General features: G+C 59.5%; 16 protein-coding genes and 1 tRNA gene. 2 read left to right on the forward strand and 15 right to left on the reverse strand.

Going from position 1 to position 13,905, the window contains the following annotated elements; translation table 11 throughout:
* Positions 1-30: 30 nt before the first annotated feature.
* Positions 31-115: transfer RNA gene (locus DYI20_RS06555), tRNA-Leu, on the reverse strand.
* Between the two features lie 163 nt (positions 116-278).
* Here DYI20_RS06555 and DYI20_RS06560 point away from each other — a divergent pair.
* Positions 279-920 (forward strand): ANTAR domain-containing response regulator, encoded by a 642-nt coding sequence (locus DYI20_RS06560; protein ID WP_110098266.1) that lies wholly within the window; start codon positions 279-281, stop codon positions 918-920.
* Positions 921-935: 15 nt separating this feature from the next.
* On the opposite strand, the gene pyk is transcribed toward DYI20_RS06560, so the two are convergent.
* The 9 genes from pyk to hisI form a co-directional block, all read right to left on the reverse strand.
* On the reverse strand, positions 936-2,438 hold the full coding sequence (pyk, locus tag DYI20_RS06565; protein ID WP_110098265.1) for a pyruvate kinase: 1,503 nt from the start codon (positions 2,436-2,438) through the stop codon (positions 936-938).
* 89 nt (positions 2,439-2,527) lie between these two features.
* The gene (lgt, locus tag DYI20_RS06570) at positions 2,528-3,526 is read right to left on the reverse strand and encodes a prolipoprotein diacylglyceryl transferase (RefSeq protein ID WP_110101037.1); all 999 of its coding nucleotides are present in this window, start codon (positions 3,524-3,526) and stop codon (positions 2,528-2,530) included.
* A gap of 16 nt (positions 3,527-3,542) precedes the next feature.
* Positions 3,543-4,346: a tryptophan synthase subunit alpha gene (trpA, locus tag DYI20_RS06575; protein WP_122549153.1), complete on the reverse strand. Its 804-nt coding sequence runs from the start codon at positions 4,344-4,346 to the stop codon at positions 3,543-3,545.
* Entirely contained in the window at positions 4,343-5,656 is a 1,314-nt protein-coding gene (trpB, locus tag DYI20_RS12580; RefSeq protein ID WP_110101035.1) for a tryptophan synthase subunit beta, read from the reverse strand. Before trpB ends, trpA begins: the two co-directional genes overlap by 4 nt.
* A 72-nt stretch (positions 5,657-5,728) precedes the next feature.
* Positions 5,729-6,559, reverse strand: coding sequence for an indole-3-glycerol phosphate synthase TrpC (trpC, locus tag DYI20_RS12585; RefSeq protein WP_110101034.1), 831 nt, complete (start codon positions 6,557-6,559; stop codon positions 5,729-5,731).
* A gap of 14 nt (positions 6,560-6,573) precedes the next feature.
* Complete coding sequence (locus DYI20_RS06585) at positions 6,574-6,858, reverse strand: HGxxPAAW family protein (RefSeq protein ID WP_208392072.1); 285 nt, start codon at positions 6,856-6,858, stop codon at positions 6,574-6,576.
* A 133-nt stretch (positions 6,859-6,991) separates the two neighbouring features.
* On the reverse strand, positions 6,992-7,600 hold the full coding sequence (locus DYI20_RS06590; protein ID WP_110101033.1) for a Trp biosynthesis-associated membrane protein: 609 nt from the start codon (positions 7,598-7,600) through the stop codon (positions 6,992-6,994).
* Positions 7,600-9,177, reverse strand: coding sequence for an anthranilate synthase component I (locus DYI20_RS06595; RefSeq protein ID WP_122549154.1), 1,578 nt, complete (start codon positions 9,175-9,177; stop codon positions 7,600-7,602). Before DYI20_RS06595 ends, DYI20_RS06590 begins: the two co-directional genes overlap by 1 nt.
* A 78-nt stretch (positions 9,178-9,255) precedes the next feature.
* Positions 9,256-9,642: a phosphoribosyl-AMP cyclohydrolase gene (gene hisI / locus DYI20_RS06600; RefSeq protein ID WP_110098258.1), complete on the reverse strand. Its 387-nt coding sequence runs from the start codon at positions 9,640-9,642 to the stop codon at positions 9,256-9,258.
* Positions 9,643-9,707: 65 nt separating this feature from the next.
* On the opposite strand from hisI, the gene DYI20_RS06605 reads away from it, so the two are divergent.
* A complete protein-coding gene (locus DYI20_RS06605) occupies positions 9,708-10,385 on the forward strand; it encodes a TIGR03085 family metal-binding protein (protein ID WP_110101031.1) in 678 nt (225 codons plus the stop codon).
* A 30-nt stretch (positions 10,386-10,415) separates the two neighbouring features.
* Here DYI20_RS06605 and hisF read toward each other — a convergent pair whose 3' ends face one another.
* The 5 genes from hisF to rpe form a co-directional block, all read right to left on the reverse strand.
* The gene (gene hisF, locus DYI20_RS06610) at positions 10,416-11,198 is read right to left on the reverse strand and encodes an imidazole glycerol phosphate synthase subunit HisF (RefSeq protein ID WP_110101030.1); all 783 of its coding nucleotides are present in this window, start codon (positions 11,196-11,198) and stop codon (positions 10,416-10,418) included.
* Positions 11,199-11,266: 68 nt separating this feature from the next.
* Entirely contained in the window at positions 11,267-12,118 is an 852-nt protein-coding gene (gene hisG / locus DYI20_RS06615) for an ATP phosphoribosyltransferase (RefSeq protein WP_110101029.1), read from the reverse strand.
* A 36-nt stretch (positions 12,119-12,154) separates the two neighbouring features.
* A complete protein-coding gene (locus DYI20_RS06620; RefSeq protein WP_122549155.1) occupies positions 12,155-12,418 on the reverse strand; it encodes a phosphoribosyl-ATP diphosphatase in 264 nt (87 codons plus the stop codon).
* Between the two features lie 34 nt (positions 12,419-12,452).
* A complete protein-coding gene (gene pnuC / locus DYI20_RS06625; RefSeq protein ID WP_122549169.1) occupies positions 12,453-13,193 on the reverse strand; it encodes a nicotinamide riboside transporter PnuC in 741 nt (246 codons plus the stop codon).
* A 5-nt stretch (positions 13,194-13,198) separates the two neighbouring features.
* Positions 13,199-13,897 carry a ribulose-phosphate 3-epimerase gene (rpe, locus tag DYI20_RS06630; protein WP_110101027.1) on the reverse strand — a complete coding sequence of 233 codons (699 nt, stop codon included), beginning with the start codon at positions 13,895-13,897 and terminating at the stop codon, positions 13,199-13,201.
* Positions 13,898-13,905: the final 8 nt, after the last annotated feature.

Genomic DNA, 13,905 nt, shown 5'->3' on the forward strand with positions numbered 1-13,905 from the left:
CGCGGAGAGACCGCTGAGAACAGTGGAGAGTGGTGCCCGAAGTGGGACTCGAACCCACACATCTTGCGATACCGCATTTTGAGTGCGGCGCGTCTACCAATTCCGCCATTCGGGCTGGCACTCGACCCATATTACACACAATTCTGCCTGGGAAAGAAATTCTGAACACGGTGAGAGCGGTGTCTCACGAGCTGGTGAACAGGTTGCGTAGAATAGTGACTCGGTACACATCAGCGGTCGCTTGACCGGGGTCAACGCCACGATGGTTGGAGGATGTTATGACGTCTGAGCAAGACACCGGACAGCTGGGTTTGCCACGCCAGACCCGTCGTATTGTCGTGGCCGAGGACGAGACCATTATTCGACTCGATATTGTCGAAACGCTCGAAGGCCTCGGGTACGAGGTGGTCGGTCAAGCCGAGAACGGACAACGTGCCATTGATCTCACCCGGCAACACCAACCGGATGTGGTGCTGATGGATATTTCGATGCCGGTGGTGGATGGGATTGTCGCAACCCGTGAGATCTGTGCCGAGAAACTCGCTCCGGTGGTGATTCTCACCGCGCTGCCGCAACGGGAGTTAATAATTCAAGCCACTGAGGCCGGTGCGATGGCGTATTTGGTCAAGCCGTTCAAGGAGCAGGACCTCGTACCGGCCATTGAGTTGGCGGCAGCCCGGTTTGATCAAATGCAAGCTTTGGCCAATGAGGTGTCGGATATCACCGAGCGGTTTGAAACCCGCAAAATGGTTGATCGTGCTAAGACGTGGCTGATGGAGACATTGGGACTAACGGAGCCGGAGGCCTTCCGGTGGATCCAGAAGACCTCCATGGACCGGCGACTGACGATGCATCAGGTAGCTGCGACCGTCGTTGAACAGATGAACTCCAGTCGCGGGGTGCAAGACCCCAAGGACTGAGAGCTCACGGTGGGTTTAGAGCGGTGACCAGCCTGATATCTGATCCATACGGTGACGTGGTGCGGGACTGACCGGTTCTTGACTGGTCTCGACGCTGCCCTCGGAAGTGACATCCCCAAGGCAGTGGACCTTGAGCATATTGGTGGTCCCGGGCTTACCGGGAGGTGAGCCCGCCACAATGATCACAAGTTCGCCGGGTTCAGCGACCCCTTCCCGGATCAGCTCAGCATCCACTTGGGCCGTCATTTGGTCAGTGGAATTCACGAAGGGCACGATCCGCGGTGTGACACCCCAGGTCAGGCACAGCTGGTTGTGAGTCTGGTCGGAGTGGGTGAAGGCATATATCGGCTGTTCGGGACGCAACCGGGACAGCCGATGGGCGGAGTCTCCCGATTGGGTGAAACACACCAGGTTGGTGATTTCTAGCCGTTCGGCGATATTCACGGCCGCCCGAGTCACCGCACCGCCCCGGGTGCGGGGTTTAGAGCCTAGCGGGGCGATGCGTTCCAGACCGTGGACTTCGGTGGAGGTGATGATCTCGGACATGGTGCGCACGGTTTCGACTGGGTATTTACCAATCGAGGTCTCACCCGATAGCATCACAGCATCGGCACCGTCGAGGACCGCGTTGGCACAGTCGGAGGCTTCGGCACGTGTGGGGCGTGGGTTCTCAATCATTGATTCCAGCACCTGAGTCGCCACGATGACGGGCTTGGCCCAGCGACGAGCCATTTCAATGGCTCGTTTCTGGACCACGGGCACATCTTCCAAGGGCAACTCCACGCCCAGGTCACCGCGGGCAACCATGATCGCGTCGAAGGCATCAACGATGTCTTGGAGATTATCAATCGCCTGGGGCTTTTCGAGCTTGGCGATAACTGGGATTCGGCGCTGTTTTTCATCCATGATCTGATGAACCAGCTCGATATCAGCAGCGTTGCGCACAAAGGACAGCGCGATCATATCCACGCCGGTGTCCAACGCCCACCGCAGATCTTCTTGGTCTTTGTCTGTCAGGGCCGGGACATTGACCGCCACTCCAGGGAGGTTGATACCTTTGTGGTTGGAAATCTCGCCTCCGACCATGACCTCACAGATCACCTCGGTATCAGTCACCTCAGTGGCGCGCAACTGAATCTTACCGTCATCGACCAGCAATTGGTCTCCGACCGACACGTCGGCGGGCAATCCTTTGAAGGTCGTGGACACCTTTTCTGCGGTGCCGGGCACATCGTCGGTCGTGATGGTGAAGCTCTGTCCAGCGGTGAGCTCATGAGGACCGTTCTCGAAGGTGCCGGTCCGGATCTTTGGCCCTTGCAGGTCGGCAAAAATCGCCACCGGTTGATTCAGGTCCGTAGCCGCCTGGCGGATTGTGTCGTAGGTTTCACGGTGGATCTGGTGGTCACCGTGACTCATGTTCAGCCGGGCCACGTCAACGCCTGCTTCTAGCAGCTGGCGGGTCGTGTGATAGCTGGCGGTCGAAGGTCCGAAGGTGGCGACAATTTTTGCATGTCTCATAGCTTTAACCCTAGGACTGATGGGTAGAGAAAAGAAACGCTTCAGTGACGGATGTTTCGCCGCACTGATGCTGTTGCCGACGCGCGGGTTTAGCTCTCAGATCTGGTGTTGACCTGGGATGATCCTACCGGTTGGGGTGAATCCGGATGCTCGGTGTCTGTAGCGGTCTGTGTGGTGGTATCGGGTGCGCGACCGGGAAGCCAGACAGTTTCGGCTTCCGCGCGTTTTTCAGCGGTGCGAGGCCGGGTGAAGAACAGGTAGACGAGCATGACAGCGGCCACGACGAACAGCGCCAGAGAAATCCAGGCGTGCAAGCGCATGGTGACACCCAGGATTTCGACGTCGGCGACGTAGTCGGTACGCAGATTCTCGATCACGGTGCGTCCGGCGCCATACCAGGCCACATAGCTCCACAGCATCATGCCTCGGCGTAATTGGAATTTCCGATCGATCAGCAAGAGCACGACCACGCCGAGCAGGTTCCACAACGATTCGTAAAGGAACGTGGGGTGGAACAGCGTATCGGCGGGATAGCCGTCCGGGAAATTGTAGTGGTTGGCATCAACTTCCAGACCCCACGGCAGATCTGTCGGGCCACCAAAAAGTTCTTGGTTGAAGTAGTTGCCCCATCGGCCGATGGCCTGAGCCAGTAAGATGCCGGGAGCCACCACATCGGCGAAGGCAGCAATTTTGTATCCATAACGCCGGCAGGCGATCCAGGCACCCAACGCGCCCATCGAGATCGCCCCCATGATACCGATGCCACCCTCCCAGATGTAGAGGATGCGCACCGGGTCACCGCTCCCGTCGAAACCTGGGCCGAAGAACGGGCCGGGGTTGGTGAAAACGTGGTAGAGGCGAGCTCCGACAATACCAAAGAGCAACGCCCAGATGCCGATGTCGAAGACCGCGCCCTCGGCGCCGTCACGTTTCTTCCAGCGCCTATTACCCAGCCAGAACGCCAGAATGGCGCCCAGGATGATGCACAGAGCGTATGCACGGATCTCGAGGGGTCCTAGCGTGAAGCCGTCCCAGCCGGGGGCCGGGATAGCTGCCAGTGTCTCCCAGGTGCTGATAGTCGACAACATCGGTTCCTACGATTCGTTAGTTGCGAGCAGTACCGGTTGCTAGTTTAGCGGCAAGTTCTCTCACTGCTACAGGACCGTGATCGCGTAAAGCACTCACCAGGGCCGTGCCAACGATCGCGCCATCAGCGTAACGACCAATCTGCTGGATGTGCTCAGGCTGTGAGATCCCCAGCCCCACGCACACCCGCGGTGCCCCCGCCCGGTGCGCACGATCCACCACGCGCTGGGCAGCTTCCGAGACGTGTTGACGGGCTCCGGTCACACCCATGACCGAGACGGCATAAACGAAACCACGGCTGGAGTTCACGACCAGCTCGACACGTTCATCCGAGGACGACGGTGCGGTGAGGAAGATACGGTCCAGCTCGTACCGGTCACTGGCTGTGAACCATTCATCAGCTTCTTCGGGCACCAGATCAGGGGTGACCAGTCCGGCTCCGCCGGCTTCGGCCAGCCGACGGGCAAACTCGGTGACCCCCAGGCGTGACACCAGGTTCCAGTAGGTCATCACCACCACGGCCGCATCGGTAGCTGCGGTGACGTCGTTGACGAGCTGGAAAACCTGATCAGTATGAAAACCGTTGTTCAGGGCGTGGGCGGTGGCCTTCTGGATGACTTCCCCGTCCATGACCGGATCCGAGTAAGGCAAGCCAATCTCGATAATGTCAGCGCCGTTGCGTCCCAGCTCGATGGCGGCCTGAATGGAGTCCTGCAGTGTGGGGAATCCGGCCGGCAGGTAACCGATGAACGCGGTACGCCCGGCTTGGCGGGCAGCTTCGATTTTCTCGGTGCACCGGGAGCGAATCTGATTCCGTGTCATCTGTGCTGTGTCTCCTCGGTATCGGTGCTGTCATCCAACAGGTTGAGATACTCCGCGGCGGTCGTGACGTCTTTATCGCCCCGTCCGGAGAGATTGACCAGGATGATCTTCTGCTCGGATGCGGGGGTGGATGCAGAGACGAGACCCTGATCGTGCCACCGCTGGGCAAGTTTGATGGCACCGGCGACCGCATGTGCTGATTCCAGGGCGGGCATGATCCCCTCACGACGGGAGAGTTTTAAAAAGGCCTGCATGCACTCATCGTCATTGATGGGCTCGTAGTGGGCTCGCCCGGTGCCGTTCAAGTAGGAGTGTTCCGGGCCCACGCCCGGGTAGTCCAGACCGGCCGAAATGGAGTGAGTTTCCAGGGTTTGGCCGTCGCGGTCCTGCATCAGGTAGGACTTCGCTCCGTGCAGGATGCCCACGTCGCCAACGGTGATGGGAGCCGAGTGCTTACCGGTCTCCACGCCGTGTCCGCCGGCCTCAAAACCGTAGAGTTCTACCTTGGGGTCGTCGAGGAATCCGTGGAAGATGCCGATGGCGTTCGATCCACCACCCACACAGGCGGTGACCGCATCCGGTAGCCGGCCGGTGGCATCCAGGATTTGTTGCCGTGCTTCCTCGCCGATGACCCGGTGGAAGTAGTGCACCATGGCCGGGAACGGGTGTGGCCCGGTCACAGTACCCATCAGATAGTGTGTGGTGTCGACACTGGCCACCCAGTCGCGCAGAGTTTCATTGATCGCGTCTTTGAGTGTGCGGGAGCCAACGGTTACCGGCACCACCGTGGCCCCCAACATGTGCATACGGGCTACGTTCAGGGCCTGGCGACGGGTGTCTTCCTCCCCCATGTAGACGGTGCATTCCATCCCGAACAACGCGGCGGCGGTGGCGGTGGCCACCCCGTGTTGGCCAGCTCCGGTTTCGGCAATCAACCGGGTTTTACCCATCTTCTGGGCCAGGAGCGCCTGACCGATCACGTTATTGATCTTGTGGGAGCCGGTGTGGTTGAGGTCCTCACGCTTGAGAAACACCCGCACCCCGGGCAGATCCTTGGCAAAGCGCGTCACTTCGGTGAGCAACGAGGGCCGGTTGATGTAGTTGGCGTAGAGATCTGCCAGCTCCGCGGTGAACTCAGGGTCCTCACGGGCGGCGTTAAAGGCCTCGGTGAGTTCGTCCAGAGCTGCAATCAACGATTCCGGCATCCAGCGTCCGCCGAAAGGCCCGAAATAGGGACCCTGTTCTTCCCGGTATGGTCCCTGTGGTCCGGTCAGGGACCCCGGTGCGATGTGGTGATCGGCAGTTGTCATACACGTTCTTCTTTCGGGATTATTCTTCACGTGACCGGCACCATTGACTGCGAGCTATCCAACAGCGCTCAGTCACGAATCGGTCCTCTCGCCAGAGACACTGGTGGCACGGAAGTCACGGATCGCATCTGCGGGGGTACCGTGTTTGACCAGCGCTTCCCCTACCAGCACCGCATCGGCTCCGTGGCGGGCATAGTCGGCCACATGCTCGGGGCCAGTCACCCCGGACTCGGCCACCCGAACGACGTGTTCGGGCAGGTGTTGCGCCAGCTCAGCGTAGTGGGTGCGATTGACCTCAAGAGTTTTCAAATTACGGACGTTGAGACCGACGATCTTGGGTGCGATATCGTAGGCACGCTGAATCTCATCGACCGTGTGGGTCTCAACCAGCGCGTTCATTCCCAGTTCATGGGTGAGGTCAATGAAGTCTTTCAGTTGCGCATCGTCGAGCGCCGCCACAATGAGCAGGATGAGATCAGCCCCGTGTGCCCGCGCTTCATAGATTTGGTACTCGTCAACGGTGAAGTCTTTGCGCAACACCGGAACATCCACCGCCGCTCGAACCGCGTCCAGGTCAGCCAGTGAACCACGAAAGCGACGCTGTTCGGTCAGCACCGAGATCACCGCGGCACCCCCATTCTGATACCGGGTTGCCAGCTCAGCGACAGCCGGAATCTCAGCCAGGGACCCGGCAGACGGTGAAGCTCGCTTGATTTCAGCGATGATCCGGACGCCAGTGGGGTCGTTGCGACCGTTGACCAGGGCTTGATGGGCGTCGCGAGCAGCCGGTACAGACACAGCATCGCGTTGGATTTGAGCGCGGGAGACGGCACGGATGCGGTCATCGATGTCCTCGCGCACCCCGCGGATGATCTCATCCAGAACGGTACCGGTACCACCCATAGCGACTGCGATCCTTAGTGGGAGCTATTGGTTTTGGAGCCACCGACTCCATAACCCATTTGACGCATCACGAAGCCAACAATCAGTCCGGCCACGGCAATGACGCCACCTACCCAGATCAACCAGATCTGTCCGGCCAGTAGCGCCACAGCACCCACAACCGAACCGATCAGGACCAGCACCACCAGGGCCCATGCAGCCGGGGAGTTTCCGTGTTCAACGGGGGCGGCATGGGTGGGATCGTTGAGAATGCGACCGTGATCGTCAATGATGATCTTCTCATCGGTGGGCTGAGACATCGATGCTCCTTTATGCACTGATCAAAGATGGGTGATGATTCTCTATTCTGCCACTAATCGGAACAGATGCCATCAGCACACGTCGTTGTTTACGTCTGAGTTGGCAGTCTGGCCCGGCGCTGATGGATGCCCGTCAGGTGGGATCCTGGCCACGGGAAAGTTCATCCCAGGCATCAATTTCAGCTGTGCGGGACGGTTGGGGCGAGGACAACCTGCCACTGGTTCCAGACTCCGGTTGCACGGTAGTCGTAGCTTTTTCATATTTGCGGGAACTGGACAGTGACCAATGGCGTCCGACCACCAACACAACTACCCCGAGCAGGGCTAACCCCATTCCCACGATCAAACAAATCCAACCTGCCGCCGTCACCTGCACCGGGCCGGGGTCTTGAGCCAGCCCGGTGTATTCAGCCACGGCGGGTTGAATGGACCCGACGGGATCGGCAAGGACCAACCCGCAGGCCCAGGCCAGCATAGCGCCCACCAGGATCAGCAGCACACCGATCACCCAGCGTCCCACCGTGCGGACGATAGTCAGCGCGATTGCGGCGGCCAGGGCGACCAAGGCCATGGCCGTAGTCACCGGTGAGACGTCTTGACCGCTGACGGTGATCTCGGCGTCAAGCGTTTGGGGAATCTCGGTGGCACGTACCCAGGTTTGAGTGGCACAGATCAAGGCCACCGCACCGAGGGCGAGCACTAGCAACACGGTATTGCGACGAGAAAAGATCTTCGCGAGCATTACTGTTCCTCATCACGGTTATCGTCTCGGTAGTGACGGAGTTGTTCAGCGGCAAACAGGGCCCGCAACGGTGCCGAAGCTTTGGCCACGGTTTCTGCTGCTTCGGCGGCTGGGACCGAGTCGGCGACGATTCCGGCGCCGGCCTGGACGTAGGCGACCCCGTCTTTGAGCAACACGGTGCGAATGGCGATGGCCATGTCCATATTGCCGGCAAAGTCGATATAGCCGACCACACCCCCATAGGGCCCGCGAGCTTGGGGTTCCCATGCGTCGAGCAGTTGCAAGGCGCGGGGTTTAGGAGAGCCCGACAGGGTGCCAGCGGGGAAGGCAGCCGCCAGCACGTCCAGCGCGGATACGCTGGGTTCCAGGGTGCCCGAGACGTGGGAGACCAGATGCATCACATGGCTGAACCGTTCAATCTCCATGAATTGTCCGACCTGTACACTGCCGGGTCGGCAGACTTTGGACAGGTCATTGCGAGACAGGTCTACTAACATCAGGTGTTCGGAGCGTTCTTTTTCATCGGCCAAAAGTTCCTCGGCCAGTCGGTGGTCCTCGTCGAGGCTTGTGCCACGAGGTCGGGAGCCGGCGATGGGGTGGGTAACCACTTGGCCGTCATTGACGGTGACCAGCGCTTCCGGAGAGGCACCAACGAGCTGGAATTGGCCGCTACCGTCGGGACGGTCAAAGGTGTAGAGGAACATATACGGGCTGGGGTTCATGGCCCGTAGGGCACGGTAGACCTGAAGGCCCGAGACCTGGGTTTCGGTAGTAAACCGGCGCGAGACCACGATTTGGAAGACTTCGCCGTCAGCGATAGCTTCCTGTGCCTCGGCGACGGTGGCGAGAAATTCGGATTCATCCCAGGAATGTTTAACCCGTTCAAACGTGTCGACGCCCTGCCAGCCGGCTGGGGCGACACTCACCGGTTCGGCAGCGGGTGCACTGATCAGCTGAGCCATGTTCCGGACCCGCGACACGGCGTGCTGGTAGGCCTCATCGGTTCCGTGATGGAGCCCGGTGGGATCGATCGCGTTGGCCACTAAGGTCACGGTGCCATCAACGTGATCGTGGATGGCGACATCGGACATGAGGTTCATCGCCAACTCAGGTAACTGCAGATCATCGACCGGTGGATTCGGTAGGTGCTCCCAGTGCCTGACGGTTTCCCACCCGAGGTATCCCACCATGCCCGACAGTAAGTATGGCACCTCAGTGCCAAGATCGGCACGGACATCGGAGGTCAGCTGATCCAGGGTGGTGGCCAGCACGTCCAGCGCGGTGCCCTGGGTGGGCAGTCCGGCCGGGGGTTGTCCTTGCCAATGGGCCTGGCCGTTGCGTTCGGTCAAGGTGGCTGAACTGGCGGCACCGATAAACGAGTACCGTGACCATACTCCGCCTTGAGCAGCAGATTCCAGCAGGAAGGTGCCCGCACGGTCTTCAGCCAAACGTTGGTAGAGCCCGACCGGTGTCACCGCGTCAGCCAACACCGTCATGGTAACTGGGATCACCCGGTGGCGCTGGGCCAGGGCATGGAACTCCTCAGGGCTGGGACTGATGACGCCCACATCGCGCATGGGGGTCTCCTTAAGGTTTAGGTTCGGTCGGGTCGGGTTTCGGGGCAGGGGTGATGATCACAACGACGTGACCGGACATTAGTGTTGGATCACCGGGATTTCCCGGTCAGTAAAGCAACTGGTGGTGCCGGTGTGGCAGGCTGGTCCGGTTTGGTGAACTTTCAGGAGCACCGTATCGGCATCACAGTCCAAGGAGACGGAAACCACCTGCTGGATGTGCCCTGAGGTCTCGCCTTTGCACCAGTATTCCCCGCGCGAGCGGGACCAGTACCAGGCCCGTCCGGTGGTCAGCGTCCGATGGAGTGCTTCATCGTCCATATATCCCAGCATCAACACCTGGTCGGTATCAGCGGACTGGACGATGGCCGGAATCAATCCCTGGTCATTATGCTTCAGCCGAGCGGCGAGTTCCGGGTCGAGTCCACCGGTGTGAGCGCGGTCTGGTGCGTGGTTGGGAGCATTCATGATTCTTCTAGTCTAAAACGGCTTGTCCACTATCGAGTTCACATCAGACATGCTAGGTTCCAAGTGTGACGGAAAAAGGGTCTGGTGCCCTGGCAGGGGCGGATGATTTTGTAGCGGCATCCCGCGATGCCCTGGTCTCGGCGCTCCTGGCGGCCGGACCTGATCAGCCGACCCTGTGCGAGGGCTGGCAGACCCAGCATTTGGTTGCTCATTTGCACCTGCGAGAGTCATCCCCCCTGGCTGCTGGATTGCTGTTTGCCCCGCTGTCGGAGAAGCTCCATGAGCGCACCATGGAGTTGGGTGACCAGTGCACGTCGGTGGCCGAGTATCATCGCCTCGTCGAACAATTTGCTCGGGGCCCGAAACCGGGACAGAAGCCCTCAACCGCGCGTAAAGTCGCCACCACGTTCCGTCGCACCTTCGCGGGAAAACGACTCGCTGAGGTTTCCAATCTCCTGGAATTCTTCGTTCACACCGAAGATATTCGACGCGCCCAAAACCGATGGGCACCACGCAAGCTCGCGCAGGACTATGCTTCAGCACTTTTTGAACAACTCAGCCACACCGCCAAGTGGCAGTATAAGAAGTCCTCGGTGGGAGTCGCCCTGGTGCGTTCCAACGGTGAGCGTATTGTGGCCAAGAATGGATCGGAGTTTACCTACATCACCGGACCGGCCGGTGAATTGGTGATGCACGCTTTTGGTCGTACCGACCACGCTTTGGTACTGATCGACCAGGCCTAGACCTCATTCACCCTCGCACACGGAGTGAAATCACTGGCCTGAGCACCGAACCGGGAAACCGGCCTGTCGTATCTGCTCCTTGACCCGAGCAATCATTTCGTGGGGTCCGAAGTGGAAGAGCGAGGCGGCCAAGACTGCATCGGCGCCGGCCTGAACGGCCGGAGGGAAATCCTCGGGTTTACCCGCGCCACCGGAAGCAATCAGGGGCACGCTGGCATGGGGACGAACCGCCTGGATCATCTCTAGGTCAAAACCTTGCTGAGTCCCGTCGGCATCAATAGAGTTCAACAGGATTTCGCCCACCCCGCGGTCGCAGGCCTCGCGCACCCACTCCACAGCGTCGATCCCGGTGCCGCGTTGACCACCGTGGGTGGTGACCTCAAAGCCAGAGAGCACCTGCGGGTCACTGGTTCGACGAGCATCAACCGAGAGCACAAGCACCTGGTTGCCAAACCGTTGAGCGATCTCGTTGATCAGTAGCGGACGTGTCACGGCCGCGGAGTTCACGGAGGTTTTATCGGCACCGTGCCGCAATAGCCGGTCGACATCGTCAGTACTGCGCACCCCACCTCCAACCGTGAGCGGGATAAACACCTGCTGGGCTGTTTGTTGCACCACCTCGTAAGTGGTCTCCCGGTCGGCGGTAGTCGCCGTCACGTCGAGGAACGTCATCTCATCAGCCCCAGCTGTGTTATACCGGGTGGCCAGCTCTACTGGGTCCCCGGCGTCACGCAGGTCGGTGAAATTCACTCCTTTCACCACGCGACCGTCATTGACGTCCAGGCAGGGAATAATACGGATAGCGACTGACATTGACGAAGCAGTTCCTTGTCGTAGTTCGGGGACAGCAGGGACGTGGTGCGCGTGGGGTCGGCGCCGGTCTAGAGCCGAATAGCGTGAATGGCCGAGGCCAGGATGGCCCGAGCCTTGAGCTGGTACAGCTCGTCCATGATCTTATTCATGTCCTTTTTCAACACCATGGAGCGCACCGCGACCCAGTTGTCATCGGCCAGCGAGGAGATGGTTGGCGATTCCAGGCCCGGGGTGACAGTGAGTGCCTGATTCAGATGTTCCCGACGGATGTCGTAGTCAATCATCACGTAGCGACGGGCGACCAACACGGACTTCAGACGGCGGATCAGTACATCCAGACCAGTGGGGTGTTGGCCCGTGCGAGTGATCAGGATGGCCTCGGAGTGCATAATGGGGTCACCGATGACCTCCATTCCTGCTGCTTTGAGAGTGCTACCGGTCTCGACCACGTCAGCGATCGCATCGGCCACGCCCAGAGATACTGAAGATTCCACGGCACCATCTAGGTGAACGATACGGCCAGGGGTGATCTCCAACGTATCCAGGTAGTCAGCAAGCAACCCGTCGTAGCTGGTTGCAATACGTTTACCGGCCAGCTCCTGAACGTTCGTGAAGTGCCCGTGAGGTGCTGCGAACCGGAAAGTCGACTCGGCGAAACCCAAGGCCATGATCTCCTCGGCGGTATCGCTGACCTGTGCATCGACGAAAAGGTCACGACCGGTCAATCCGATGTCCAGGCTACCGTCGGCCACATAGACGGCGATATCGCGTGGGCGGAGATAGAAGAACTCGACCTGATTGTCGTTGTCGACCATGACGAGTTCTTTACGGTCTCGACGTTGCCGGTAGCCAGCTTCGAGAAAGATGGCTTGGGCTGCTTCGGATAGGGAGCCTTTATTCGGCACAGCGACGCGCAACATGGGTGTGTTTTCTCCTTGGTGTAGTCCCGAGATGACTTAGAGGTGCCGGTAGATATCCTCGAGCGTGAGGCCTTTGGCGATCATCATCACTTGAACGTGATAGAGCAACTGCGACATTTCCTCAGCGGCTTCGGCATCGGTTTCATATTCTGAAGCCATCCATACCTCGGCAGCTTCTTCGACGATTTTCTTGCCGATAAAATGTACCCCCCGGTCCAGTTCAGCAACGGTGCCGGAGCCTTCTGGGCGACTGTGGGCTTTCTCAGTGAGTTCGGCAAAGAGTTCTTCGAAGGATTTCACCCCTTTAGACTACCTGGCTTTCCTCGCTTGTGAGTTAGCGCTCATCCGATGCGTCAGAATGAGACCCGGGTTGCAGAGTGGGGTCCGGCATGCGAGTTTCTATTTCGGGCTTCTCGTGGGCTCTGGCGTGGGCCCAGACAAAGAATCCTGCCAACGTAAACGCACCGTAGAAGATGTACATCGATCCGGTTGCGTAATACCCGGCCGAAAACAGCAGGGGCACCCCGACGATATCGACCGCGACCCAGATCAGCCAGAATTCAACCCACCCTTTGGCCATTCCCCAGGTCGCTAACAGCGAGCCGACAAATGTCCAGGTGTCTGCCCAGACCGGTTCATAGGATCCCAAGAGCCTAAACAGGGGTGTGATGGCGGCGGTGCCTCCCACCAGGGCAATAATTAATCCCAGACGCACCGGCCAGGAAGCCCACTGTGGGGTAATCGCCGTGGATTCTGAGTCGTCTCGTCCTGCTTCACGTTCTTTCTTCGATCGCTGCCATTGCACCCATCCGTAGATCGACACCACGATGAACATGATTTGGCGACCGGCCTGACCGAGTAGATTAACCGCGTCTTCCCCACCGAAAACACCTGCAAGAAAGACGGTCAGTAGCAACATATTGCCGATGATGCCCACCGGCCACGCCCACACCCGACGGACCATACCACCCAGCGCAGAGGCCAGACCGAACAGGTTCCCCACGACCTCACGGACCAGTAGACCTCCACCGGCTATCGGGATCGTCCAGTCGAAAACGTCGATGAACCAATCCATACCAGTCAGCTCGCTGTGCTCCGCGATGGGGTCTGAGGGCATCGGTGGCCTCGGGCAGCTAGGATGCGTAGCTGATCAATGGCTTCGCTTGCATCCTCGGCCCCGTAAACCGCCGAACCAGCCACGAACGTGTCGGCGCCTGCTGCTGCCGCACGTTCAATGGTCTCCGCATTAATCCCCCCGTCGACTTGCAGGGCCACCGGTAGTTCTGCCGCACTGATCGCCTGGCGGGCCCGGCGAATTTTCGGCAGGACCATCTCGAGGAATGCTTGGCCGGAAAAGCCCGGCTCGACAGTCATCAATAACAGCATGTCGAGTTCTCCCAGCATGTCCAGGTACGGCTCTATGGGGGTGGCTGGTTTCAACGCCATCGAGGCCCGTGTACCGGTCGCACGTAACTGCTGTGCTAAGCGAATCGGGGCCGCTGAGGCTTCGGCATGAAAGGTTACTGACTCCGCGCCTGCCTCGGCGTAGGCTGGGGCCCATCGGTCGGGGTCTTCGATCATCAAGTGGATATCGAGTCCTAGATTCGTGGCCCGACGAATTGCCTGGACCACCGGCAAGCCGATGGTCAGGTTGGGAACAAAATGATTGTCCATCACGTCGACGTGCACCGCATCAGCAGTGGGTATTTTCTGCAGTTCCTCGCCGAGCCGAGCAAAGTCGGCCGAGAGAATAGAGGGATGAATCTGCGGTATTGTCACGGTGCTCT

Origin of the sequence: Auritidibacter ignavus (assembly GCF_003703835.1) — a bacterium.
In the GTDB taxonomy this organism is placed as follows: Bacteria; Actinomycetota; Actinomycetes; order Actinomycetales; family Micrococcaceae; genus Auritidibacter; species Auritidibacter ignavus.

Excerpts from the sequence above, each read along its gene's own strand:
- DYI20_RS06560 (WP_110098266.1), top strand. The coding sequence starts at position 279 with ATGACGTCTGAGCAAGACACCGGACAGCTGGGTTTGCCACGCCAGACC.
- pyk (WP_110098265.1), bottom strand. The coding sequence starts at position 2,438 with ATGAGACATGCAAAAATTGTCGCCACCTTCGGACCTTCGACCGCCAGC.
- lgt (WP_110101037.1), bottom strand. The coding sequence starts at position 3,526 with ATGTTGTCGACTATCAGCACCTGGGAGACACTGGCAGCTATCCCGGCC.
- trpA (WP_122549153.1), bottom strand. The coding sequence starts at position 4,346 with ATGACACGGAATCAGATTCGCTCCCGGTGCACCGAGAAAATCGAAGCT.
- trpB (WP_110101035.1), bottom strand. The coding sequence starts at position 5,656 with ATGACAACTGCCGATCACCACATCGCACCGGGGTCCCTGACCGGACCA.
- trpC (WP_110101034.1), bottom strand. The coding sequence starts at position 6,559 with ATGGGTGGTACCGGTACCGTTCTGGATGAGATCATCCGCGGGGTGCGC.
- DYI20_RS06585 (WP_208392072.1), bottom strand. The coding sequence starts at position 6,858 with ATGTCTCAGCCCACCGATGAGAAGATCATCATTGACGATCACGGTCGC.
- DYI20_RS06590 (WP_110101033.1), bottom strand. The coding sequence starts at position 7,600 with ATGCTCGCGAAGATCTTTTCTCGTCGCAATACCGTGTTGCTAGTGCTC.
- DYI20_RS06595 (WP_122549154.1), bottom strand. The coding sequence starts at position 9,177 with ATGCGCGATGTGGGCGTCATCAGTCCCAGCCCTGAGGAGTTCCATGCC.
- hisI (WP_110098258.1), bottom strand. The coding sequence starts at position 9,642 with ATGAATGCTCCCAACCACGCACCAGACCGCGCTCACACCGGTGGACTC.
- hisF (WP_110101030.1), bottom strand. The coding sequence starts at position 11,198 with ATGTCAGTCGCTATCCGTATTATTCCCTGCCTGGACGTCAATGACGGT.
- hisG (WP_110101029.1), bottom strand. The coding sequence starts at position 12,118 with ATGTTGCGCGTCGCTGTGCCGAATAAAGGCTCCCTATCCGAAGCAGCC.
- pnuC (WP_122549169.1), bottom strand. The coding sequence starts at position 13,193 with ATGGATTGGTTCATCGACGTTTTCGACTGGACGATCCCGATAGCCGGT.